The organism is Streptomyces sp. NPDC102451 (assembly GCF_044765485.1).
GTDB lineage: Bacteria > Actinomycetota > Actinomycetes > Streptomycetales > Streptomycetaceae > Streptomyces.
This window is the reverse complement of sequence record NZ_JBIWKD010000009.1, coordinates 39,452-61,803: the sequence shown is the minus strand read 5'-3', so window position 1 is coordinate 61,803 and position 22,352 is coordinate 39,452. Positions and strand designations below refer to the sequence as shown.

General features: G+C 69.1%; 22 protein-coding genes and 1 riboswitch. Of the genes, 11 read left to right on the top strand and 11 right to left on the bottom strand.

From position 1 onward, the window contains the following. The first annotated feature begins 91 nt into the window (after nt 1-91). Both ACIRD8_RS21355 and ACIRD8_RS21350 read left to right on the top strand, forming a co-directional pair. Complete coding sequence (locus tag ACIRD8_RS21355; protein ID WP_403993674.1) at nt 92-688, top strand: ArsR/SmtB family transcription factor; 597 nt, start codon at nt 92-94, stop codon at nt 686-688. Nucleotides 689-739: 51 nt separating this feature from the next. Next, a complete protein-coding gene (locus tag ACIRD8_RS21350) occupies nt 740-2,119 on the top strand; it encodes a serine hydrolase domain-containing protein (protein WP_403993671.1) in 1,380 nt (459 codons plus the stop codon). A 38-nt stretch (nt 2,120-2,157) separates the two neighbouring features. Here the strand turns inward: ACIRD8_RS21350 and ACIRD8_RS21345 are convergent, their stop codons facing one another. Genes ACIRD8_RS21345 through ACIRD8_RS21335 form a run of 3 tightly spaced genes read right to left on the bottom strand, consistent with a single transcriptional unit; the run spans nt 2,158 to nt 4,312 of the window. Next, nucleotides 2,158-3,321 carry a winged helix DNA-binding domain-containing protein gene (locus tag ACIRD8_RS21345; RefSeq protein ID WP_403993668.1) on the bottom strand — a complete coding sequence of 388 codons (1,164 nt, stop codon included), beginning with the start codon at nt 3,319-3,321 and terminating at the stop codon, nt 2,158-2,160. Nucleotides 3,322-3,373: 52 nt separating this feature from the next. After that, nucleotides 3,374-3,826, bottom strand: a complete 453-nt coding sequence (locus tag ACIRD8_RS21340) for a GNAT family N-acetyltransferase (protein WP_403993665.1) — start codon at nt 3,824-3,826, stop codon at nt 3,374-3,376. Between the two features lie 27 nt (nt 3,827-3,853). Continuing rightward, nucleotides 3,854-4,312 carry a MarR family winged helix-turn-helix transcriptional regulator gene (locus ACIRD8_RS21335; RefSeq protein WP_403993662.1) on the bottom strand — a complete coding sequence of 153 codons (459 nt, stop codon included), beginning with the start codon at nt 4,310-4,312 and terminating at the stop codon, nt 3,854-3,856. A 138-nt stretch (nt 4,313-4,450) separates the two neighbouring features. Here ACIRD8_RS21335 and ACIRD8_RS21330 point away from each other — a divergent pair, with 138 nt between their 5' ends. Then, nucleotides 4,451-5,698 carry an MFS transporter gene (locus ACIRD8_RS21330; RefSeq protein ID WP_403993659.1) on the top strand — a complete coding sequence of 416 codons (1,248 nt, stop codon included), beginning with the start codon at nt 4,451-4,453 and terminating at the stop codon, nt 5,696-5,698. A gap of 89 nt (nt 5,699-5,787) precedes the next feature. Here ACIRD8_RS21330 and ACIRD8_RS21325 read toward each other — a convergent pair whose 3' ends face one another. From ACIRD8_RS21325 to ACIRD8_RS21310, 4 genes are all read right to left on the bottom strand, one after another. Next, nucleotides 5,788-6,267: an NUDIX domain-containing protein gene (locus tag ACIRD8_RS21325; protein WP_403993656.1), complete on the bottom strand. Its 480-nt coding sequence runs from the start codon at nt 6,265-6,267 to the stop codon at nt 5,788-5,790. A gap of 52 nt (nt 6,268-6,319) precedes the next feature. Further along, the gene (locus ACIRD8_RS21320; RefSeq protein WP_403993653.1) at nt 6,320-7,216 is read right to left on the bottom strand and encodes a LysR family transcriptional regulator; all 897 of its coding nucleotides are present in this window, start codon (nt 7,214-7,216) and stop codon (nt 6,320-6,322) included. 270 nt (nt 7,217-7,486) lie between these two features. Further along, on the bottom strand, nt 7,487-8,701 hold the full coding sequence (locus tag ACIRD8_RS21315) for a cystathionine gamma-lyase (protein WP_403993650.1): 1,215 nt from the start codon (nt 8,699-8,701) through the stop codon (nt 7,487-7,489). Then, on the bottom strand, nt 8,676-9,053 hold the full coding sequence (locus ACIRD8_RS21310) for a phage holin family protein (RefSeq protein ID WP_403993647.1): 378 nt from the start codon (nt 9,051-9,053) through the stop codon (nt 8,676-8,678). Before ACIRD8_RS21310 ends, ACIRD8_RS21315 begins: the two co-directional genes overlap by 26 nt. Before the next feature lie 78 nt (nt 9,054-9,131). Here ACIRD8_RS21310 and ACIRD8_RS21305 point away from each other — a divergent pair, with 78 nt between their 5' ends. The 4 genes from ACIRD8_RS21305 to ACIRD8_RS21290 all read left to right on the top strand — a co-directional run bounded on the left by ACIRD8_RS21305 (nt 9,132) and on the right by ACIRD8_RS21290 (nt 11,423). Further along, the gene (locus ACIRD8_RS21305) at nt 9,132-9,449 is read left to right on the top strand and encodes a cupin domain-containing protein (RefSeq protein ID WP_403993644.1); all 318 of its coding nucleotides are present in this window, start codon (nt 9,132-9,134) and stop codon (nt 9,447-9,449) included. Nucleotides 9,450-9,611: 162 nt separating this feature from the next. After that, nucleotides 9,612-9,821: a DUF5326 family protein gene (locus ACIRD8_RS21300; RefSeq protein ID WP_099173639.1), complete on the top strand. Its 210-nt coding sequence runs from the start codon at nt 9,612-9,614 to the stop codon at nt 9,819-9,821. Between the two features lie 295 nt (nt 9,822-10,116). Further along, a complete protein-coding gene (locus ACIRD8_RS21295) occupies nt 10,117-10,884 on the top strand; it encodes an IclR family transcriptional regulator (protein ID WP_403993641.1) in 768 nt (255 codons plus the stop codon). 101 nt (nt 10,885-10,985) lie between these two features. Then, nucleotides 10,986-11,423 (top strand): SsgA family sporulation/cell division regulator, encoded by a 438-nt coding sequence (locus ACIRD8_RS21290; protein WP_073750747.1) that lies wholly within the window; start codon nt 10,986-10,988, stop codon nt 11,421-11,423. Nucleotides 11,424-11,486: 63 nt separating this feature from the next. Here the strand turns inward: ACIRD8_RS21290 and ACIRD8_RS21285 are convergent, their stop codons facing one another. After that, on the bottom strand, nt 11,487-12,842 hold the full coding sequence (locus ACIRD8_RS21285; protein WP_403993638.1) for a YibE/F family protein: 1,356 nt from the start codon (nt 12,840-12,842) through the stop codon (nt 11,487-11,489). Nucleotides 12,843-12,913: 71 nt separating this feature from the next. After that, nucleotides 12,914-13,047: riboswitch (TPP riboswitch) on the top strand. On the opposite strand from ACIRD8_RS21285, the gene thiC reads away from it, so the two are divergent. Together thiC and ACIRD8_RS21275 are read left to right on the top strand one after the other, a co-directional pair. Then, nucleotides 13,040-14,842 (top strand): phosphomethylpyrimidine synthase ThiC, encoded by a 1,803-nt coding sequence (gene thiC / locus ACIRD8_RS21280; protein ID WP_403993635.1) that lies wholly within the window; start codon nt 13,040-13,042, stop codon nt 14,840-14,842. Its footprint overlaps the riboswitch before it by 8 nt. A 358-nt stretch (nt 14,843-15,200) precedes the next feature. Continuing rightward, nucleotides 15,201-15,557 carry a DUF805 domain-containing protein gene (locus ACIRD8_RS21275; RefSeq protein WP_403993632.1) on the top strand — a complete coding sequence of 119 codons (357 nt, stop codon included), beginning with the start codon at nt 15,201-15,203 and terminating at the stop codon, nt 15,555-15,557. A 158-nt stretch (nt 15,558-15,715) separates the two neighbouring features. Here the strand turns inward: ACIRD8_RS21275 and ACIRD8_RS21270 are convergent, their stop codons facing one another. The 3 genes from ACIRD8_RS21270 to ACIRD8_RS21260 form a co-directional block, all read right to left on the bottom strand. Continuing rightward, complete coding sequence (locus ACIRD8_RS21270; protein WP_403993629.1) at nt 15,716-16,540, bottom strand: hypothetical protein; 825 nt, start codon at nt 16,538-16,540, stop codon at nt 15,716-15,718. Between the two features lie 181 nt (nt 16,541-16,721). Further along, nucleotides 16,722-17,780 (bottom strand): metallophosphoesterase, encoded by a 1,059-nt coding sequence (locus ACIRD8_RS21265; protein WP_403993626.1) that lies wholly within the window; start codon nt 17,778-17,780, stop codon nt 16,722-16,724. Nucleotides 17,781-17,954: 174 nt separating this feature from the next. After that, nucleotides 17,955-19,067, bottom strand: a complete 1,113-nt coding sequence (locus tag ACIRD8_RS21260; RefSeq protein ID WP_403993623.1) for a LacI family DNA-binding transcriptional regulator — start codon at nt 19,065-19,067, stop codon at nt 17,955-17,957. A gap of 403 nt (nt 19,068-19,470) precedes the next feature. Here ACIRD8_RS21260 and hisC point away from each other — a divergent pair, with 403 nt between their 5' ends. Further along, nucleotides 19,471-20,550: a histidinol-phosphate transaminase gene (gene hisC, locus ACIRD8_RS21255; protein ID WP_403993620.1), complete on the top strand. Its 1,080-nt coding sequence runs from the start codon at nt 19,471-19,473 to the stop codon at nt 20,548-20,550. A 293-nt stretch (nt 20,551-20,843) separates the two neighbouring features. Beyond that, nucleotides 20,844-22,352: a cytochrome ubiquinol oxidase subunit I gene (locus tag ACIRD8_RS21250; RefSeq protein ID WP_403993618.1), complete on the top strand. Its 1,509-nt coding sequence runs from the start codon at nt 20,844-20,846 to the stop codon at nt 22,350-22,352.

Sequence of the window (22,352 nt, the reverse complement as noted above, 5' to 3'; positions counted from 1 at the left end):
CTCCTCTTCTGCGTAAGCAGGTTCTGCGTACACCAGGGACTGCTGCTACTGGTGCTTGCCAAGCTCTTTGCAAAGTAGCAGAGTTTGCAAAGTGACTGAAGATGACCTCACCACCCCGCACGGGCGGACAGGCCGCGGCGCCGGAGAAGAGCTGCGCGAGCACGAGGTCCGCACGGCCCTCCTGGAGCTGCTCGCCGAAGTCGGGACCGTCACGGCGACGGAAGCCGCTGCCCGCCTGGGCCACAGCTCCGGGCTCTGCTCCTTCCACCTGCGGCAGCTCGCGCGCCATGGATACATCGAGGAGGCGCCCCACAGCGGAGGCCGCGTACGCCCCTGGCGTCTGAGCCGGCCCGACCTGGCTGCCGGTGACCCGGCTGCCAGTGGGGCCACGGAGGAGCAGTTCGGCGACCTGGCCCGAGGGCTTGAGGACGAGAGCTGGCAGCGATGGCTGACCCAGCGGGACGAGGCGCCGTCGGAGTGGCGCCACGACGAAGCATTCAGTGCGGTCGCCTATCTGACACCCGAGGAGATGGGCCAGGTCGCGGAGGTGGTGCGACGGGCGCTCGCTCCCTACCAGGACCGTGAACAGCGCCCTCTGGCCCGGCCCGACGGGGCCCGGCCGGTGGCTCTCATCACCCGGCTGTTCCCTTTGCTGCCCCACCCGGCGGACGGGGCGGAACGCGACTGAGAAGCCGCAGAATTGGTTCGTCAGGCCCCGAGGCACGGGTCATGCTGGAGCATGACCTCTTCCGAAAATCTGCTCCCCAGTACCCGGCGCGCTCTGTTGCACCGTGTCGCCACCGCGCAGTCCGAAGGCCGGACCCCTTCTCTCGTTGCCGCGGTGCAGAGGGACGGGCAGATCGCCTGGAGCGGCGCCCGTAGCTGTGTGGACGGCCATGAGCCCGACCGTGATACGCAGTTCAGGATCGGCTCCATCACCAAGACGTTCACCGCTGTGCTGGTGATGCGGCTGCGCGACGAAGGGCTGCTGGATCTGGACGACCCGCTGGAGAAGCATCTTCAGGGCACGGCTGCCGGGCAGCTGACCGTCTTCCAACTGCTGGGCCACAGCGGCGGCCTGGGGGCCGAGACTCCTGCTCCCTGGTGGGAGAGGACGCCGGGCGCCACGCGTCCTGAGCTGTCGGATGTGCTCGGCGAGCGGCCCGCGGTCCACCCGTCCGGCCACCGGCACCATTACTCGAACCCGGGTTACACACTGCTCGGCTCGCTCGTGGAGAGGCTGCGCGGCGACTCCTGGGCCGAGGTGCTGCACCGGGAGATCCTGGAGCCGCTGGGGATGGACCGTACGGCTCCGCAGGCGAGTGCCCCGCACGCGGGCGGCTGGGCCGTCCATCCGTGGGCGGACGTCATGCTGCCCGAACCGGCCGAGGACCTCGGACTGATGGCACCGGCCGGTCAGCTCTGGTCGACGACCACCGACCTGCTTCGCTTCGCGGCCTTCCTGGCACAGGGCGACGATCGGGTGCTACGCGCTTCCTCGGTCGCGGAGATGCGTGCTCCCGCGGCTCCGCCCGAAGCGGGTGACTGGGCCGGAACGTACGGTCTCGGCCTTCAGGCTGTTCGGCGCGGGGGCCGCACGCTCCTCGGCCACTCGGGATCGCTCCCCGGCTTCCTTGCCACGCTGTGGTTCAGTGTCGAGGACGACGTCGCGGCCGTGGTGCTCTCGAATGCCACCTCCGGCCCCTTGGTCGGTACGGTCGCCGCCGATCTCCTGCAGATCGTCGCCGACGCCGAGCCGAGGATTCCCGAGCCCTGGCGCCCGCTGCCGGAGGTCGACCAAGAGCTGCTGGCGCTGACCGGGCCCTGGTACTGGGGCACGCAGGTCCACGCCCTGAAGCTGCTCGCGGACGGGGGTATCGAACTCCAGCCGTTGCGGGGTGCCGGCCGCAGCGCCCGGTTCCAGGCACGCCCCGACGGAACCTGGACCGGTCTCAACGGCTACTACGCGGGGGAGACGCTCAGGGTCGTGCGCGCCGATGACGGCACGGTGGACCATCTCGACCTGGGATCCTTCGTCTTCACCCGAGAGCCGTACGACCGGAGTGCGGCCATTCCGGGTGGCGTGGACGAGGGCGGCTGGCGAGGACTCGCCCTCTGATGAGCGGGGGCGGGCGTTTCACGTGAAACACGTTCGGATCAGGCTGTCAGCTCGCGCTCCAGAGGCGTACGGAAGCGCGGGGTGATCCGGGCATCGCCCGCCCACGCCGACAGCCGGGCGGCCTCTGCCTCGATGAGCTGTGAGGCCTCCTGGCCCACATCGGACAGCAGCCGCCACACCGGCGCGCCATCCGCGCGCTGGGCCCAGCCCCCGACTACCGCGCCGTTCCACCACACCGTCGGCCCGATGTTGCCGGCACGGTCGAAAAGGGCGGCACGATGATCGAAGGGCAGGTGGAAGCCGCGGTCGGCCCAGCCCATGGCGCTCGGGTCTAGACCGGGCAGCAGGGCCGCCCAGGGCTCCGGGGCTGGTTCGGCGGTGAGGTCCCCCGGGGCGACCCAGCCGACGGCCCCGTTGTCGAGCAGGACCTCCTCGGCGCCCACGGCAGCCAGGGCCGTACGCGTCTCACGGACGCCCCAGCCCGTCCACCACTTCAGATCGCCTTCGGTCGCGGGGCCGTAGGAACGGAGCCAGCGTCCGGCCAACTCCGCCCGCGCCTCGGCAGGGTCCGACGGGGGCCGTGGCTCGGCGGACGTCCAGCGGAACTGGCTGGAGGTCCATGAACCGCGCGGACGGTCCCGCCGGATACGCCCGTCGGCGGCCAGCACCCGGATCACTCGGGAGGCGATCCCCTGCACCGTCTCCTGTCTCGTCCCCGGGAAGACGGTGATCTTCGTGCGCAGCGCGGGTACGGCGGCTGACAGCTCGCTCCCCGTGGCATGGCCGCGAGCGGTCAGAGCGGCGAGTGTCTGCGTCTCGGTATCGGCGAGCCAGCGCTCGTCCAGTCCCTTGCCGTCCTCCCGTAGGTGCTTGAGGAGCTTCCGGCGTTCCTTGGCCGCCACGGTCCGTGCGCTCGACGCGTCGACGGCGGGTGCGACCTCCGTGGACACGGTGAACAGTGTGTTCCGCATGGAGAGCAGCCGCACCAGCGAGACGTCCTCGTAGAGCGCCCGCTCCACCGCTCCGGCTCCGGGGTCGGCCAGCCGCGCGCAGACGGAGAGGAAGACCGTGGCGGCATCGGTCGCGTGCAGGGCGACGAGGGCGTCGGCCACCGCGACGGCGGACGTGGCCCGTACGGACGGGGCCAGCAGATGGCGCCGGCCGAGTCTGGCCCGGCGCTGCTCGTCATCGACGCGATGCACGTGATACCTCCCGGAGCGCGGAGCTGTGCGGAGCTGAGCGGAACGTGCGGGTTCAGAGGGTGAGCTTGAAGCCCACATGGCTCGCGGTGAAGCCGAGGCGCTCGTAGAAGCGATGGGCGTCCGCACGGGTGGCGTCCGATGTCAGCTGGACCAACTGGCAGTCCTGCCGCCGGGATTGGTCGACCGCCCACTGGATCAACTGGGTCCCGAGGCCGCCGCCGCGCTCGTCTGCGTGGACACGGACACCCTCGACGATGGAACGGGTCGCACCACGTCGGGACAGTCCGGGCACGATCGTGAGCTGGAGGGTCCCCACGACGCGGCCCTGGCGCACCGCCACGGTCAGATGCTGATTCGGGTCGTCGGCAAGCCGCCGGAACGCTACGTCGTACGGGGCGAGATCGTCCGGGGACTCGCGCTGCGCCCCCAGCGGGTCGTCGGCGAGCATGGCCACGATGGCGGGGATGTCCGCGAGTGCGGCGGGACGTATGTCGAGATCGCTCATGATCGGCAGACTACGCAATCCGCCGGTTCAGGCGGGGACCTTCAGGGCCTCGACCGTCCGGACCAGCGGGGCGAGCTCCGGGCTCTCCGCAGCCTCGTCGAGAGCGGCACGGAGCGCGGTGTCGTTGGTCGGCCTGGCCTCGTTCAGCAGAGTGAGACCCGCTTCGGTGACATCCGTATAGATGCCGCGCCGGTCCGTGTCACAGAGGTACCGGGTGAGCAGCCCGCGGTCCTCGAGCCGGGTGACCAGCCGTGTGGTGGCGCTCTGGCTCAGCACCACGGCGTCCGCCACCTGCTTCATCTGCAGATGGCCGCCCGTGCCGCTGTGCTGGCGGCTCAGGACGTCGAGCAGGGAGAACTCGCGCGCGCTGAGGCTGTGGCGGGACTGCAGGGCCCGTTCGATGCGGGCCTCGATCTTCCCGTGGAGCAGGGAGAGGGCGCACCAGCTCTGGGCGAGGGCTGTCAGTGCGGGGTCTGTCGCTGTCATGGTCTCTCCTCCGTACGGGAGCTGCTTCCCTCCAGGATAGGGCACATGCGCAATAGCCCGCGCTTGCAATTAACAGGCGTCTGCAATTATTGTGGGCGCTCGTAAGACGCAGGCGCACACTTCAGGAAGGTGGCATCCATGCCGCTCGCGCTCCTTGCCCTCGCCATCGGGGCATTCGGTATCGGCACCACCGAGTTCGTGATCATGGGGTTGCTTCCCGACGTCGCCGCGGACTTCCAGGTATCGATCCCGACCGCAGGCTTTCTGGTCACGGGCTACGCCCTGGGCGTGGTCCTCGGCGCTCCGTTGATGACGATCCTGGGCACTCGCGTGACCAGGAAACGGATGCTGATGCTCCTCATGGGGCTGTTCATCGTGGGGAACGTCGTGTCCGCGCTCGCCCCCGTCTTCGGCGTGATGCTGGCCGGACGCGTGATCGCCTCGCTCGCCCATGGCGCCTTCTTCGGCATCGGATCGGTCGTGGCGGCGGATCTGGTCGCTCCGGAGAAGAAGGCCGGTGCCATCGCCATGATGTTCACCGGGCTCACCGTCGCCAACGTCGTAGGGGTTCCGCTGGGAACCTTCATCGGCCAGAGCGTCGGCTGGCGCGTCACGTTCTTCGTCGTCGCGGGACTCGGTGTCCTGGGCCTCCTCGGCGTGGCGAAGCTCGTTCCGGAGCAGCCGAAGCCTCAGGGGGTGCGGATCCGCCACGAACTGGCCGCGTTCCGCAATGTCCAGGTGCTGCTTGCCATGGCGATGACGGTGCTGGGCTTCGGCGGCGTCTTCGCGGCGATCACCTACATCACCCCGATGATGACGGAGACCGCCGGCTTCGCGACCTCATCCGTCACCTGGCTGCTGGTCCTCTTCGGGCTCGGCATGGTCGGCGGGAACCTGCTCGGCGGGAAGTTCGCCGATCGCCATCTGATGCCGATGCTGTACGTGTCGCTCGGTGCGCTCGCCGTGGTTCTGGCCCTGTTCACGCTGACCGCGCACAACAAGGTCGCCGCCGCTGTGACCATCATCCTCATCGGGGCTCTGGGCTTCGCGACCGTACCGCCCCTTCAGAAGCGCGTGCTCGATCAGGCGGCGGGCGCTCCCACCCTGGCTTCGGCTGTCAACATCGGGGCCTTCAACCTCGGCAACGCGCTCTCGGCGTGGCTGGGCGGCATCGTCATCGCGGCGGGGTTCGGCTACACCGCACCCAACTGGGTCGGCGCCGTACTCGCAGCCTCGGCGCTGGTACTGGCGGTGCTCTCCGGCGCCCTTGAGCGGCGGACGGTCACAGCCGGCCGGCTGGTCGCCACGCATGCCGCTGAGCCTGCCGCCGCGGTCGGCCCGGGCGAGTCGGTCCCCACGGCTTCAGTGCCGATATCGAGGGGATGAAGAGATGCGCTGCCCGGGCACTGCGTGGTTTCACGTGAAACAGGTGCCCCGGCCTGCGCGTCGTGACAACTCGCCGGGGCCGCCGGGCCTCAGCCCAGGTCAGGTGCGTGCATCGCCCGTACGCCCTCGATATTGGCGTCCAGATAGTGCCGCAGCGACAGGGGTACGAGGTGCACGGCTGCGATTCCGACGCGGCTGAAGGGGACGCGGACGATCTCGTACTCCCCGCAGGGTTCGTCGATCTCCGGCCCGTGCCGACGTGACAGGTCCATCGAAGCCAGTCGGCAGACGAAGAAGTGCTGCACCTTCACGCCTTTGACGCCGCCGCCGGCGATGTGTTCGACGGTATCGACGAAGCAGGGCACGATATCGACGATCTTGGCGCCGAGCTCCTCGTCGACTTCGCGGTGCAGCGCGTCGACAACGGTGGCGTCCTCCGGCTCGACGCCCCCACCCGGCGTGAGCCAGTACGGGTCGACACCGGGCTTGGTGCGCTTGATCAGGATGAGGTCTTCGCCGTCGAGCAGGACGGCGCGTGCTGTGCGCTTGACCACCGGACGTTCGGTCATGGCAAGAGAGTGGCCCAGGAAACCCGATCTGAAACTCCTGTCGGCCGACCGGTCACCAGTCCACGGCAGCGCGCACCAGCCACTCGTGCGCCCGCGCGATGTGCGGAAGGCCGAGTGTGCCGGTCCTCGCGATGAGGAAATACGTGCGCAGCGGTGGGATGGGAGGGTCGAGGAGCGCCACGACCTCGCCGCGCTCCAGCGCGTCCTCGCAGAGATAGCGAGGCAGCACGGCCAGACCTGCGCCCGCTGCCGCGCACTCCAGAACCGCACGGAGGTCCGGTGCGATCACGGCGGCGGAGGCGGCGGGGCGACTGTCGAAGACCGCCGCCCAGTAGCGGGAGACCAGCGGGAGGCTCTCGTGCACCTCGACCACCGGCAACTGCTCCAGGAGGACCGAGCCCTTGTGCCGCAGCGCTCCGGGCCCCAGACGCCCCGCCCAGCGCGGCGCGGCGACCAGCACGTGCTCCTCGTCGCAGAGCGTGGTCGACGTCAGCAGCCCACCCCGCGGACGGGCGGTGGTGATGGCCAGATCATGATGCCCGGCGGACAGCCCTTCGAGGGCGTCCTCGGCGTTTGTGACGAAGGTGCTGCGCAGCGCGAGCCCTTGGGAGATCAGCGGGGTCAGGGCGGGCAGCGCCCGTAAGGAGGTGAACTCCGGCGGACCGGCCAGGTGCAGTGTCCGCGCCCCCGACTCCTCGTCGAGCCCTACCTCGACCAGGTCGACCAGCGCGTCCAGATGCGGGGCGGCCCGGTGGGCGAGCTCGTCGCCGACGGTGGTCGGGGTCACCCCGCGGGCCCTGCGCAGGAAGAGCGGGCGGCCCAGCTGCCGCTCCAGGGTGCGTATCTGCGAGGTGACGGCGGGCTGTGACAGCCCGAGCAGGGCGGCGGCCCGGGTGAACGATCCGGCCCGGTGCACCATGACGAACGTGCGCAGCAGGGCCAGGTCCATGGTCCGTCCCTCCACCCTCGCGGGCGCTGCGCCGTCCCGCACCGCCCCTCGCGACGCCCCAACTATAAATATGTCGATAGGTCGCTGTCGCTACTGTGATTGGACGCTGACGCAGAGTCAACTAGCCTTGTCCAGGCGGTTCTAGGCGCAGGAACCGGGGTGGTCCGAGTCACGAGGGGGGAGGCTCGGGCCGCTCGTCCCGAGCAGGACCGGTCCGGTGGACGGGGACGCCCGTCCCGGGCCGGTCCTGCCAGGACCGACGGCGAGGCTTCAGCGGGCGGACGCGTCCAGTGCGCGTTCCACGTCCGCCAGCAGATCCTCGGGGTCCTCGGCGCCGACGGAGAACCGGACGAAGCCCTCCGGCACCGCGTCCCCGCCCCACCGTGCCCGGCGCTCGGCGGTGGACCGTACGCCGCCGAAGCTCGTCGCGTCGTCGACCAGGCGCAGCCCGGCCAGGAAGCGCTCCGCGGTGTCCTTGTCCGCCAGCACGAACGAGACCACGGAGCCGAAGCGCCGCATCTGCCGGACGGCGGTCGGATACGAGGGGTCGCCGGGCAGCCCCGGGTACCGGAGTCCCGTCACGTCGGCGCGCTTGGACAGGCTCTCGGCCAGTGCCAGCGCGGTCGTGCACTGGCGGTCGATCCGCAGCTGCAGCGTGGACAGCGAACGGTGGGCGAGCCAGGCCTCCATCGGGCCGGGAATCGCGCCGACCACCTTGCGCCAGCGTCGTACTCCGGCCATGAGCTGCGGGTCCCTGCAGCTCACATGGCCGAGCAGGATGTCCCCGTGCCCGGTCATGCCCTTGGTGTCGCTGGCCACCGAGAAGTCCGCCCCCAGTTCGAGGGGACGCTGGCCGAGCGGGGTGGCCAGGGTGTTGTCGACCGCGACCAGAACACCCGCGGCGTGCGCGGCCTCCACGAGCCTGCGGATGTCGCAGACGTCGAGGCCGGGGTTGGACGGGGTCTCGATCCACAGCAGCTTCGCCCCGTCGAGCAGGGCGAGCTGGGCGTCCCCGCCGGTCGGCGCGGTCCGCACCTCGATGCCGTACGTCTCCAGCTGTTCCCGCACCAGGGGGAGGGCCTGATAGCCGTCGTCGGGCAGGACCACGATGTCGCCGGTGCGCACCTGGGACAGCAGCACGGCCGAGATGGCGGCCATCCCGGAGGCGAAGACCGCGGTCTCGACCTGCTCCCCCGGTGCCTCCAGCTCGCCGATGGCGCGCTCCAGGTGGGTCCAGGTCGGATTCGTCTCCCGGCCGTAGGTGTAGGGGCCGACCGGTTCGCCGGACAGATGGAAGTGCGCGGCGAACACCGGACCGGGAAGTGTGGGCTCGTACTGCTCCGGTTCGGGCAGGCCCGCTCTTACGGCCCGTGTCCCGTCGCCCGTGGTGCTCATGTCGTCTCCTCGTCTCTCCCCGGTGTCCACCGGTCCGTCCTGCACTGTGTCATCGGTGGACGGATCAGTCCTCGTCGGGGAGCACCACATTGAGCGCCCAGGACACGACAGAGATGATCAGCCCGCCCAGGACCGCCGTCCAGAAGCCGTCGACGTGGAAGTTCACATCGATGACGCCGGCCAGCCACGAGGTCAGCATCAGCATGAGGGCGTTGACCACCAGGGTGATCAGCCCGAGCGTCAGGATGAACAGGGGCAGGGTGAGCAGCTTCACCACCGGCTTGACGATGAAGTTCACCAGACCGAACAGCAAGGCCACCACGATCAGTGTGAGCACCTTGCGCCCGGTGTTGTCACCGGTGAGCGTGATGTCCTGGAGCAACCAGATGGCAACGGCCAGCGCACCCGCGTTGGCGATCGTCTTGACTACGAAATTCTTCATGTGTCTGATCGTGGCAGACATGATCGACGGCGAACACCGGCGGGACAGGCCGGCACGGGAGCGAGGGGCGGACGGACGATGAAGGCATTCAGACTGGACGAGCTGGAGGCGGAACGCGCCGCCAACGACGGCGCGTATCTGCAGTTCATCCGGGAACGCAACATGTCCGTCGGCCTGTACGCACTGGACGCCGGCGCGCTCGACCCGCAGCAGCCGCACCGGCAGGACGAGGTGTACTTCGTCGTGAGCGGCCGCGCCTCGATCACGGTCGGCACGGAGACCACACAGGTCGGCCGGGGGAGCGTCGTGTACGTACCGGCGGGGGCGGCCCACAAGTTCCACCACATCACCGAGGACCTCAGGGTGATGGTGGTCTTCTCCCCGCCCGAGGGCTGACCGGCCCTCCCAGGGTTTCCACCGGTTCCGGGCTCCCCGCTGGTCCCGGTGTTCCCTAGGGGATCGCTCAGGGGACTTCAAGGGCTCCCGGGGCCCCGCCGGCCACCCCACGCCTCTAGCATCGAAGCAGGAACTCACAGAGACGAGGTAACGGCGATGGCGGTGCGGGAGATTTTCGCGGGGATGCCCTGGTGGGTGAAGTGGGTCGCGGTGCCGCTCATCGCGATCGTCGTGTTCGGCGGCCTGATCGCCAGTGTGGTCGGGTTCGTCATCGGACTGCTGTTCAAGGCGCTGGTCTTCGTGGTCCTCGTGGGCGGCCTGATCTTCGTCGTACGGAAGTTCATGTCCTCGTCCGAGCGCAGCGACTGGTAGGAACCGCGGGTGGATGTGCGGACGTGCGGTCATGTGGTGGCCGTGGGCCGCGTGACGGGCCACGGGTTCGGCGATTAGCCCAGCTGAGCTAAGTCGCGGTCGAAACCTCACTCGTGACAGAACGTGCCGATACAGTGGCGTACCGCTGCCGCCAGCTGGGAAATGACGGTCCGTCACCATCCTGCCCAGTGGTTTGTGCGACCGTCCGGTCTCCGGACCCCAGGCTCGCGGCGGGCCCGTGGGGGCGGCCCCCGCGGGAGGGCTGAAAGCCCGTCACCATGCCTGGGGGTGACCTGTGACCACGGCATCGAGCACCGCTGTCCCGACGTTGATCGGTTCGGTTCAGCGGGCGTTGAGACTTATGGAGGCTGTGGGCACCCATCGGGACGGGGCACCGGCCAAGCAGCTCGCCCGGGAGGCCGGACTCCCCCTTCCCACCGCCTACCACCTGTTGCGGACCCTGACCCACGAGGGATATCTCCGCCGGGAGAACGGCGTCTTCCTGTTCGGAGCCGCGGCCGAACGCCTGGGCGGAGGCCCCGCGACACCGCGTCCCGGTGTGATCGTCGAATCGCTCGCCCACTGGGCGGACGTCATCGGCGCCCCCGTGTACTGCGCCCTGTACAAGGATGGCGAGATCGAGATGGTCGCCGTCGCGGACACTCCTGCGGTTCCCGCGGTGCACGAGTGGGCGTCCTTCCGCGAGACGGGCCATGCGCACGCCCTCGGGCAGTGTCTCCTCGGGCAGCTCGACGAGCGTGCGCGCGAGGATCATCTGGACCGGCACCCCGTCCGTCCGCTGACGCGTTACTCCGTGAGGGACCGTCAGGCCCTGCTGAACCGGCTGCGGGCGATGAAACGTACGGAACCCGTCGTCGAACGGCAGGAGTACGCCTTGGGGACGGTCTGCGCGGCCATTCCGATCACTGTCGGTTCCGCCGTGGCGGCCATGGCTGTATCCCTCCCGCTGCACCAAGAGGAACGGTTGCTCCCCGCAGTCGAACAACTACGCTGCGAAGTGACCACTCTCTTGCGCTCGTTCGTGTTCTCTATCAGTATCTGAAAAATCACTCCTTGTGATCTGCTATCGCGTGCATCACGATGGCGTCAATAGGGCCATGGGGGATCATTCCTGGCCAGTTTCATCTACTGCGGGGTTGAACGATGCGCGAGTCGGTTCAAGCAGAGGTCATGATGAGCTTCCTCGTCTCCGAGGAGCTCTCCTTCCGTATTCCGGTGGAGCTCCGGTACGAGGTCAGTGATCCGTATGCGATCCGGATGACCTTCCACCTGCCGGGTGACGCCCCCGTCACCTGGGCATTCGGCCGTGAGCTGCTGCTCGACGGCCTCAACAGTCCCAGTGGCGACGGTGACGTGCACATCGGCCCGACGGAGCCAGAAGGGCTGTCGGATGTACACATCCGGCTGCAGGTCGGCGCGGACCGCGCGCTCTTCCGGGCCGGCACCGCACCTCTAGTGGCCTTTCTCGACCGGACGGACAAGCTGGTGCCACTGGGGCAGGAGCACACGCTGGGTGACTTCGACGGCAATCTGGAAGAGGCGCTGGGCCGCATCCTCGCCAAGGAACAGAACGCCGGCTGAGCAGGCGGATCCGGCTGAACACCGATCGCCGGGGGCCCGGGACCATGCGTCCGGTGCTCCGGCTCACGTCTTGCGGCGTCGACCCCTCCCGGTCCGTGCGGGTGCAGGAGCTCCGGCTTCCGCGCCGAGCCCCGTGCGGTCCGCGGAGACCACCAGGGCCGCGAGCACCGTCGTCACCGGCACCGAGGCGACCAGCCCGATGGATCCGACCAGGGTGCGGACGATCTCCTCGGCGACCAGCTCGCTGTTGGCCACCGTGCCCACGCTGCTCTGCGCGATCGAGAACAGCAGCAGCAGGGGAAGTGCCGCGCCCGCGTAGGCGAGCACGAGGGTGTTGACGACCGAGGCGATGTGGTCCCGCCCGATCCGGATACCCGCCCTGTAGAGCCGGCGTACGCCCATGGTCGGGTCGGCCTGGTGCAGCTCCCAGACCGCCGACGTCTGGGTCACGGTCACATCGTCGAGCACACCGAGCGAACCGATGATCACACCGGCGAGCAGCAGGCCGCTCATGTCGATGTCCGGGTACAGCCCGTGGATCAGGCCGGTGTTGTCGTCCGTGTTCCCGGACAGGCTCGCCCAGCCGATGAAGAGGGAGCCCAGCAACCCGATCAGCAGCAGCGAGATGAGCGTGCCGATGACGGCCACGGAGGTGCGGGCCGTCAGTCCGTGGCAGGTGTAGAGGGCGATCAGCATGATGGCGCTGGCCCCGATCACCGCCACGACCAGGGGATTCGATCCCTGCAGGATCGCGGGCAGGATGAACAGGGTCAGTACGGCGAAGGAGACGGCGAGAGCGATCAGCGCCATCAGTCCGCGCAGCCGGCCCACCACGACCACCGCGAGGGCGAAGATCCCGGCGAGCAGCGCCATCGGGAACGAGCGGTCCACATCGGTCACCGAGTACTGCAGGTCCCGGGGTGCGTCGGGTGCGTACGCCACGACCACCCCTTGTCCCTCGTGCAGTTGCCGCGGGGCATCCGGCTGGACGACCTCGACGAACGTACGGCCCTTGTCCTCGCCGGTGGTCACTTCGACGGTGGCCTTCTTGCACTGCCCCGACTGCTCGTTGACGGCCTCCCGCCCCGACGGGGTGGAGGTGTCGCCGGTCGCCGGCACCTGGGAGGCGTTGACGTCCGCGCAGTCGACCGACACGACCTTGGTGACCTGCCCGTCCTGGGTCTGCCGGTCGAAGCCGACACCCGTGCGCTCGTGGGCGGGGGCGCCGCCGGGCCAGAACGCGACGAGGCCGACCAGGACCGCGGTGGCGAAGGGGATCACCACGGCCGCGATGACCTTGCGCAGATGCTTCGACACGGGCGCGGCCGGCCCGTGGCTGTGGGTGTGGCCGGGCGCATGACTCTGCGTGCTGCCTGATGCGGGGCCATGGGGTTCGGGGGCGCTTCCGGGGGACGTCACCCGCCGATCATCCCAAGAACCGGGAAGGCCCTCTGGCCAGCACGCCAGAACGGAGGCTAGCGTGGAGGCACATCTGTACACGCGGGAGCTCGGAGCACCGGGCTGAGAGGGCGCTGACCTCCGTACATCTGTACGGGACACGCTGCGCCGACCGCCGAACCTGTTACCGGGTAATGCCGGCGTAGGGAGTAGGTCTCATGACCACAGCGGACGCACGCACGCCTGCCTCGACGCAGAATGCGCGAAATGCGCAGGATGCGAAGAACGACGAGGCCGGGAAGTCCATCGGCTGGCACAAGGGGTACGTCCAGGGCTCACGCCCGGATCTCCGGGTGTCGGTCCGTCAGGTGCACCTCACCAACGGCAAGGACGTGACGCTGTACGACACGTCCGGGCCGTACACCGATCCCACCACCGACACCGACGTACGCCGAGGGCTCGCCCCGCTCCGGGAGAACTGGATCATCGCCCGCGGGGACACCGAGGAGTACGCGGGCCGCCCCGCGCGCCCCGAGGACGACGGTCTCAAGCACACCAGCCCGAGGGGCGGCCTGCGCAACCTCGACGCGGTCTTCCCCGGACGCCCGCGGCAGCCCCGCCGAAGCCGTGACGGAAGGCCCGTCACACAGCTCGCGTACGCCCGCCGGGGGGAGATCACCCCGGAGATGGAGTACGTCGCGATCCGGGAGAACGTCGGACCCGAGGTCGTGCGTGAGGAGATCGCCGCGGGCCGGGCGGTCCTGCCGGCCAACGTCAACCACCCGGAGATCGAGCCGATGATCATCGGTAAGCGCTTCCTGGTGAAGGTCAACGCCAACATCGGCAACTCCGCGGTCACCTCGTCCATCGAGGAGGAGGTGGACAAGATGACGTGGGCCACCAAGTGGGGCGCCGACACGGTCATGGACCTCTCCACCGGCCGCAACATCCACACCACCCGCGAGTGGGTCCTGCGCAACTCCCCCGTGCCGATCGGCACCGTCCCCCTCTACCAGGCCCTCGAGAAGGTCGACGGCCGTGCGGAGGAGCTGACGTGGGAGATCTACAAGGACACGGTCATCGAGCAGGCCGAACAGGGCGTCGACTACATGACGGTGCACGCCGGGGTCCGGCTGCCGTACGTCCCGCTGACGGCCCGTCGCAAGACCGGCATCGTCTCGCGCGGCGGGTCGATCATGGCGGCCTGGTGCCTGGCGCACCACAAGGAGTCGTTCCTGTACGAGCACTTCGAGGACCTCTGCGAGATCCTCGCGGCGTACGACGTGACGTACTCGCTCGGTGACGGGCTGCGCCCCGGCTCCATCGCCGACGCCAACGACGAGGCGCAGTTCGCCGAACTCAGGACTCTCGGCGAGCTCAACACCGTCGCCAAGCGGTTCGGCGTGCAGACGATGATCGAGGGCCCGGGGCATGTCCCGATGCACAAGATCAAGGAGAACATCGACCTCCAGCAGGAGATCTGCGAGGAGGCGCCGTTCTACACGCTGGGCCCCCTCACCACGGATGTCGCGCCCGCGTACGACCACATCACCTCGGGCATCGGCGCCGCGATGATCGCCTGGTGGGGGACGGCGATGCTCTGTTACGTCACGCCCAAGGAGCACCTGGGGCTGCCCAACCGTGACGACGTGAAGACCGGTGTCATCACGTACAAGATCGCGGCTCATGCGGCGGACCTCGCCAAGGGGCACCCGGGGGCGCAGGAGTGGGACGACGCCCTGTCGGACGCCCGGTTCGAGTTCCGCTGGGAGGACCAGTTCAACCTGGCACTCGACCCCGACACCGCGCGGGAGTTCCACGACGAGACGCTGCCGGCCGAGCCGGCGAAGACGGCGCACTTCTGCTCGATGTGCGGGCCCAAGTTCTGCTCGATGAAGATCTCCCACGACATCCGCCGGGAGCACGGGGACGAACAGGCCGAGATCGCGGCGGGGATGGCTGAGAAGTCCAGGGAGTTCGCGGCGAGCGGCAACCGCGTGTACCTGCCTCTGGCGGACTGACGGGCCGACCGCGGTGGGGGCGCTCCCGGGTGGGGCCTCCACCGCGGTCGACGCCGCACCACGGGGCCGGTGTCGTCCTGGATCCGGCCTGGTGCGGGGCTGTTTGTCCGGTCGTCAGATTGTGCTGATAGAGCATGAAGAGCGCCGACAACGTCTGGTTCGGGCCGGTCAGCACCCTCCTGTGCTGCCTTCGCGGGAGTTTCGGCGACGGTATGGACACGGCCGTGCTGCAGGTAGATGTACGTTTCCGCCGGGGCCCGAACCCTGTTGACCATCTCCTTATCTGTGCTTTACCTTCCGCTGTGCTTGGCCGAAATGGTGTGCGCCTCCGACGGGGGCGCCAGGGGAGGGAAACGCAGTGAACTGGTACCTGGCTGTACTCAAGAACTACGCGGGCTTCAGCGGGCGTGCGCGCCGCAAGGAGTACTGGATGTTCGCGCTCTTCAACTTCATAGCCGCGGTGGTCCTGGGCGCGATCGGCCTCGCCATCGACTCGCAGGTCCCCTACTACATCTACCTGCTCGCGGTCTTGATCCCGTCGCTCGCCGTCGCCGTGCGCCGACTGCACGACACCGGCCGCTCCGGCTGGTGGATCCTGATCGCGTTCGTCCCGCTCGTGGGCGGCATCATCCTGCTCGTCTTCCTGTGCCTCGAGGGTGCGCACGAGGCGAACGAGTACGGCGCGAACCCGAAGCTGGCTCCCCAGGGGATCTGAACTCCTCGCGGGGTGTGACGCCGGCAGAGGCCGGAGCGGCAGGTTGCCCGCTCCGGCCTCTGCCGTTTCGGGCCTCGGGGCGCGGGGGTCAACGGTGCCGGGCTCAGGGGCCTCAGGGCGCCGGCCTCAAGGCGTCGGCCGCCGTGCCCCCGCCCGGGTCACTCCGGCTGGTGCTCCGGGCCGCCGAAGTCCGGACTGGTGAAGTCCGGGCTGGTGAAGGTCGGGCGAGGGCCCGCCGAGGGGCCGTCCTCCGGTCCGGAGAACTCCGGCCTGCTGTAGCCGATCTTCGGGATGCGGTTGGCCGAACGGTGCGGCGTGCGCGAGGCGGGCCCCGCGGTCGGATCGGCCAGCGCGTCCCGGAGGAAGGGCAGGATGCCGCGTTCCAGCAGAGCGTGGCGCCAGGCCTCCCTGGCGCGTGCCACGTCCTCCGGCAGCTCCTCCTCCTCGTCCACGGCGGGCAGCGCGGTGGCGCCGTTGCGCAGGGCGGTGACGAGGAGGCCCACCGCGGCGACGAGGATGGCCGCGGCGGCGACGGCGGCGAAGAACCATCCGGCGGCGACCATGGTCCCGGCGAAGGCCGGGGCGGGGCTGAGCGCCTTCAGGGGGTAGCCGACCACCAGGAATATCAGCGCGGCCGTACCCGCGAGGACGGGTGCCAGCACGGCGATCACCGCGAGGGTGCCGGCGCCTGTGGAGTCGGCCTCGTCCGTGGCGGGCCCGAGCACGGATGTGTGGGCTTCCGGGTCCTCCGGCCCGCGCAGTTCGCCGCGGACCTTCACGTAGTGGTCGTACTCGGTGGCCGCCGCCGCGGTTATCAGGGGCGTGGCGTTGAGCGCCATCGTCCGCAGCTGTTCCGCGTTGAGACGGTCGCCGACTCCGTCCAGATCCGGTCGTTCGTGAGCATGACGCAGCGCGTCGGCAAGGATCCGCTCGTACTCGGGGCGGTCCTCGGCCAGCAGGTGCGGAGCGCTTTTCATGTGCATCCCCCGATGCTCCGTAGGGCCTGAACGACCGTGTGAGCCGGGCGATCGGGCGGAAACGGAGGAGAGCCTGCGACTGATACGCCGATGGTAGAGCGCCTACGGCACGGGGTGACAGGGTGTTTCCGGAAATAGGCCCAGCCGGTGACGGTGTCGGGTCGTGATGCGTCTTCCCCGGCGACCGTCAGTCATGCAGGGGAAGTTGGACGACCAACAGCTTTCCGGCCATGGTCACGCCGCCGTCCATGGCGATGGCGAGCCCCTCCGCGTAGACGTGCGGACCGTCCACCACGGGCCGCGCCACGTCCTCGCCCTCCTCCGAACCGACCTCGCCGAGCAGATACGGAATGGGGCTGTGGCCGTGTACGACGCGCTGCCCGCCGTACGTCGACATCAGTTCGCGTACGGCCTCCGCGCCGCCCTCGTCGCGGAAGGCGAACCGCTTGGTGAGTTTGCGGAAGAGGTCCCAGCACTCATCGGCGTCGTTCCGCGTCAGAATGGCGTGCACCGTGTCGTTGACGTCCTCGATGGTGGAGCCGTAGTCGAGGTAGGCGGTCGTGTCGGAGTGCATCAGCAGATGCCCGTCCTCCTCGACGACCGCGTCGAGCCGGGCCATCCACTGGAGGTGGACGTCCTGGAGCCGTTCCATGTCCGTCTTCTGGCCGCCGTTGAGCAGCCAGGCGGCCTGGAAGGTCGCGGTTCCGGCGCCGGAGTTCACCGGGGTGTCGCCGAACCTCTTCGCGCCGAGCAGCAGCAGTTCGTGGTTGCCCATGAGCGCCTTGCAGTACCCGCCGGCGGCCGCGGCCTCCGCGGAGAGGCGCATGACGAGGTCGATGACGCCGATGCCGTCCGGACCGCGGTCGGTGAAGTCCCCGAGGAACCAGAGCCTGGCGTTGCCCGCGGCCCATCGGCCGTCGGCGTCGACGAGGCCCTGTTCGCGCAGGGCGGCCAGGAGCTCGTCCAGGTACCCGTGGACGTCGCCGACGACGTACAGCGGGCCGCGGCCGGATCCGGCGGTGGGCCGGGGCTCCGGTACCGCCTCCACCTGGACGGTGTCGCCGCGGTTGATCACGGGAAGATCGCGCTCGGTGGGGGTGTACCCCTCCGGCGGTTCGCCGCCCGGCGCGGCGTTGCCGGGGTGCGGCAAGGGCGCGGGCATCGGCACCTGCGCATACGGCGGTACGCGGAAGTCACGCAACGTCGCTGTCCGCACCACGGGTTCCTGACCGGCCCCCTGAGTCATCGACCCCTCCACCACCGTCGCGCCTCCGTACACCTGACGGGCCCTGCCTGGTAGAGGTGGTCCGCGGTGTCGTGCGCCCATCATAGGAATGCGGATCGTGCTGTGTGACGCACCAGGGGTGGTGAATCCGTGCGAGCATCCGGTTCATCGGCCGTTTGGTCCGGATTAATCCGATCAGTCCCCGGCAGGTGATCGCGGAGGGCTGACCGTGGTGCGTGGCGGACGCCGCTGTGAGGACGTCCGGACGATGAGCTCCGTGGGTATCACCTGCTCCACCGGGCCGTCGTGCTCGACGCCTTCGATGGCGTCGATGAGGAGCTGGACGACGGCTGTGCCGATTCTGCGCGGCTTCAGCGAGAGCGTGGTGATGGGGGGTTCCGTGGACGCGTACACCGTGGACTCGCTGCAGCAGACCAGCAGGAGGTCCTCGGGGACCCGCAGGCCGTAGCGCCGCGCGGCGGCGAGCAGATCCGTGCCGTTGGGGTCGAAGAGCCCGTAGACGGCGTCGGGGCGGTCGGGACGGGCCAGGAGCCGGTCCGCGGCGACCGCGCCCGCGCAGGGGTCGTGGGCCGGGTAGGACTCGTAGACCGGGTCCTGGCCGACCCGCTCGCACCAGTGGAGGTAGGCGGTGGTCGAGAGCCGCGTGTAGGTGTCGGTGGTGGTTCCGGTGAGCAGTCCGATCCGGCGGGCCCCCGCGGCCGCGAGGTGGTCCAGGAGGTCGAGGACGGCCGCCCGGTGGTCGTTGTCGACCCAGGCCGTGACCGGGAGCGTGCCCGCCGGCCGCCCGTCGGAGACGACGGGCAGCCCCTGGCGCACGAGTTCGGTGACCACCGGGTCCTGGTCGGAAGGGTCGATGACGACCGTTCCGTCGAGCGCGACGTTCGACCACACGTCGTGGCGGGAGGTGGCCGGAAGGATCACGAGGGCGTAGCCACGGGCGAGCGCCGCCGAGGTGGCGGCTCTCGCCATCTCCGCGAAGTACGCGAACTCGGTGAAGGTGAAAGGTTCATCCCCGTACGTGGTCACGGTCAGGCCGATGAGCCCCGACTTGCCGGTACGGAGGGTGCGGGCCGCCGCGGACGGGCGGTAGCCCAGCCGTTCGGCGACCTCGCGGACATGGCGGCGGGTGGCTTCCGGGAGCCTGCCCTTGCCGTTGAGGGCGTCGGACACGGTCGTGATGGAGACCCCGGCCGCCGCGGCTACGTCCCGGATCCCCGCCCGTCCTGGCCGGCCGCCGCGGCGGGGCGTCTCTGTCCGGCTTACCTGGTGCTTCCCTGCTGCTGTCATGGCGAGCCGATAGTAGGGCGCCGGTGCCTGGTCAGGCCGGTCGCATATGCGCACGTTGACAGGCACGTTTCTGCATGATCATAAACCTTTAAATGCCTTGTGATGCAAGGGCGTTGGAGGTTCTCGGGGCGATGTGTCATGCGTCGGCGTACAGGAACCTGCTGAATGGTCCATGTCTCGAAGAGGTCTCAACTCACCTGTTCGAGGGATGCGCGCCACGGCGTGAGCGACCGGCGCGCGGCGGGATGCGCGACGCTCCCCCTCGTGGAGCCTGCCGCACGCCGTGCATGACGGGAGTTTCCCGCCGGGGCGGGCGATTTCGGGTCCTGGCCGTTCGCACGGGTGCCCAATCCTCATAAGGTGAGGAGTATTGAACTGTACGGACGGTCGAGGAGGACCTGCGGTGAGCGAGACGAGCCCCAAGCTGCGCGCCGAGCTGGACGGCGTCCCTGCGTATGTGCCGGGCAAGCCGGCGTCCGCGGAGGGACCGGTGGCCTTCAAGCTGTCCTCCAACGAGAACCCGTATCCCCCGCTGCCCGGCGTCATGGAGTCCGCGCTGGCCGCAGCTGCGAGCTTCAACAGGTACCCGGACATGGCCTGCACCGGCCTGATGAACGAGCTGGCCGACCGGTTCGCCGTACCGGTCTCCCACCTGGCCACCGGTACGGGCTCGGTCGGTGTCGCCCAGCAGCTGCTCCAGGCCACTTCGGGCCCGGGTGACGAGGTCATCTACGCATGGCGCTCGTTCGAGGCGTACCCGATCATCACGCAGGTCAGCGGCGCCACGTCGGTCAAGGTCCCGCTGACCTCAGGCGAGGTGCACGATCTCGACGCCATGGCCGGCGCGGTGACCGACCGGACGCGGATGATCTTCGTCTGCAATCCCAACAACCCGACCGGCACGGTGGTGCGCCGGGCGGAGCTCGAGCGGTTCCTCGACCGCGTCCCGGACGATGTCCTGGTCGTGCTCGACGAGGCGTACAAGGAGTTCATCCGGGACGCCGACGTGCCGGACGGCATCGAGATCTACCGGGACCGGCCCAATGTCGCGGTGCTCCGGACCTTCTCCAAGGCGTACGGCCTGGCGGGTCTGCGGGTCGGTTTCGCGGTGGCGCACGAGCCCGTGGCGGCGGCGCTGCGCAAGACGGCCGTGCCCTTCGGAGTCAGCCAGGTCGCGCAGGACGCCGCGGTCGCCTCGCTGCGTGCCGAGGACGAGCTGCTGGGCCGGGTCGGATCGCTGGTCGGCGAGCGTTCCCGGGTGTACGAGGGGCTCGTGCGGCAGGGCTGGACCGTTCCGGAGTCCCAGGCGAACTTCGTCTGGCTGCGGCTGGGGGACCGCACGCTCGAATTCGCCGGGGTCTGCGAGCGGGCGGGTGTGGTCGTCCGGCCGTTCGCCGGCGAGGGGGTGCGCGTCACGATCGGGGAGGCCGAGGCCAACGACGTGTTCCTGAAGGTGGCCGAGTCCTTCCGCCAGGAGCTGTAGCGGCGCGACTGCTCGCGGACCCTCCGGTGGCCCCGGACCTCGATCACCGAGGTCCGGGGCCACCGTGTTGCCACGTGCCGGCCGCTGCCGGTCCGGCCTCCGGGGCCTGTCCGGTTTCGGGTGGGACGGCCGGTCGGCCTGAAAGCACCCCCCACCCGATGGCTTCGAAGACATGTGCGCCATAATTGCTTGTGAATGTGAACGCGTTCACAAGCGCGTCCCGTTTCCTCCCGTGATCGGGTGGTTCGACGGGTGCCCGCGGGTGTGATCGCGGCGACGTAAGGAGAAGAGTCGTGGACCTGGCTCTGGCACCAGAGACCCTGGCGCGCTGGCAGTTCGGCATCACCACCGTCTACCACTTCCTGTTCGTCCCCCTGACGATCTCTCTTGCCGCGCTCACCGCCGGCCTTCAGACCGCCTGGGTGCGCACGGACAACGAGAAGTACCTCAGAGCCACCAAGTTCTGGGGCAAGCTCTTCCTGATCAACATCGCCATGGGCGTGGTCACCGGCATCGTCCAGGAGTTCCAGTTCGGCATGAACTGGTCGGACTACTCGCGGTTCGTCGGTGACGTCTTCGGCGCCCCGCTCGCCTTCGAGGCCCTGATCGCGTTCTTCTTCGAGTCCACCTTCATCGGCCTGTGGATCTTCGGCTGGGACAAGCTGCCGAAGAAGATCCATCTCGCCTGCATCTGGATGGTGTCCATAGGCACGATCCTCTCGACGTTCTTCATCCTGGCCGCGAACTCCTGGATGCAGCACCCGGTCGGCTACCGGATCAACGAGGAGCGCGGCCGCGCCGAGCTCACCGACTTCTGGCATGTGCTCACCCAGAACACGGCGCTCGCCCAGTTCTTCCACACGATCACGGCGGCCTTCCTCGTGGGCGGGGCCTTCATGGTCGGGATCGCCGCCTTCCACCTGGCACGCAAGAGGCACATCCGGGTGATGCGGACCTCGCTGCGGCTCGGGCTGGTCACCGTGGTGGTCGCCGGCCTGCTGACCGCCGTCAGCGGTGACGTGCTCGGCAAGGTGATGTTCAAGCAGCAGCCCATGAAGATGGCCGCGGCCGAGGCCCTGTGGGAGGGCGAGGACGGGGCGCCCTTCTCGCTCTTCGCGGTCGGCGACGTCGCCGAGGGCCACAACACCGTGGAGATCTCGATCCCCGGAGTGCTGTCCTTCCTCGCGGACGACACGTTCACCTCGTACATCCCCGGCATCAACGACATCAACAAGGCGGAGCAGGAGAAGTACGGCCCGGGCGACTACCGGCCCAACATCCCGGTCGCCTTCTGGAGCTTCCGCTGGATGATCGGCTTCGGCATGGCCTCCTTCAGCCTCGGGATCCTGGGGCTCTGGCTGACCCGGAGGAAGTTCATGCTCCCGGAGGCGATGCGCACCGGTGAGGACGACGTACCGAATCTGGTGCTCTTCAGGAACAAGGCGCTGAGCCCGAAGCTCGCCAAGCTCTACTGGATCACCGCCCTCTGGACCATGCTCTTCCCCTTGATCGCCAACTCCTGGGGCTGGATCTTCACCGAGATGGGACGCCAGCCCTGGGTGGTGTACGGGGTCTTCCAGACCCGCGACGCGGTGTCCCCGGGCGTCTCGCAGGCGGAGGTGCTCACCTCCATGATCGGCTTCACGGCGCTCTACGCGGTGCTCGCCGTCATCGAGGTCAAGCTCCTCCTGAAGTACGTCAAGGCCGGACCGCCCGAGCTCACCGAGGCCGACCTCAACCCGCCCACCCGGATCGGCGGTCACGACCAGGACGCCGACCGGCCGATGGCCTTCTCCTACTGA

What these genes read in the sequence shown, in the direction of transcription:
- ACIRD8_RS21265 (WP_403993626.1), bottom strand. Translation starts at nt 17,780, where the DNA reads ATGACTCAGGGGGCCGGTCAGGAACCCGTGGTGCGGACAGCGACGTTG.
- ACIRD8_RS21330 (WP_403993659.1), top strand. Translation starts at nt 4,451, where the DNA reads ATGCCGCTCGCGCTCCTTGCCCTCGCCATCGGGGCATTCGGTATCGGC.
- ACIRD8_RS21320 (WP_403993653.1), bottom strand. Translation starts at nt 7,216, where the DNA reads ATGGACCTGGCCCTGCTGCGCACGTTCGTCATGGTGCACCGGGCCGGA.
- ACIRD8_RS21340 (WP_403993665.1), bottom strand. Translation starts at nt 3,826, where the DNA reads ATGAGCGATCTCGACATACGTCCCGCCGCACTCGCGGACATCCCCGCC.
- ACIRD8_RS21260 (WP_403993623.1), bottom strand. Translation starts at nt 19,067, where the DNA reads ATGACAGCAGCAGGGAAGCACCAGGTAAGCCGGACAGAGACGCCCCGC.
- ACIRD8_RS21315 (WP_403993650.1), bottom strand. Translation starts at nt 8,701, where the DNA reads ATGTGGTGCTCCCCGACGAGGACTGATCCGTCCACCGATGACACAGTG.
- ACIRD8_RS21335 (WP_403993662.1), bottom strand. Translation starts at nt 4,312, where the DNA reads ATGACAGCGACAGACCCCGCACTGACAGCCCTCGCCCAGAGCTGGTGC.
- ACIRD8_RS21310 (WP_403993647.1), bottom strand. Translation starts at nt 9,053, where the DNA reads ATGAAGAATTTCGTAGTCAAGACGATCGCCAACGCGGGTGCGCTGGCC.
- ACIRD8_RS21350 (WP_403993671.1), top strand. Translation starts at nt 740, where the DNA reads ATGACCTCTTCCGAAAATCTGCTCCCCAGTACCCGGCGCGCTCTGTTG.
- ACIRD8_RS21305 (WP_403993644.1), top strand. Translation starts at nt 9,132, where the DNA reads ATGAAGGCATTCAGACTGGACGAGCTGGAGGCGGAACGCGCCGCCAAC.
- thiC (WP_403993635.1), top strand. Translation starts at nt 13,040, where the DNA reads ATGACCACAGCGGACGCACGCACGCCTGCCTCGACGCAGAATGCGCGA.
- ACIRD8_RS21290 (WP_073750747.1), top strand. Translation starts at nt 10,986, where the DNA reads ATGCGCGAGTCGGTTCAAGCAGAGGTCATGATGAGCTTCCTCGTCTCC.
- ACIRD8_RS21325 (WP_403993656.1), bottom strand. Translation starts at nt 6,267, where the DNA reads ATGACCGAACGTCCGGTGGTCAAGCGCACAGCACGCGCCGTCCTGCTC.
- ACIRD8_RS21270 (WP_403993629.1), bottom strand. Translation starts at nt 16,540, where the DNA reads ATGCACATGAAAAGCGCTCCGCACCTGCTGGCCGAGGACCGCCCCGAG.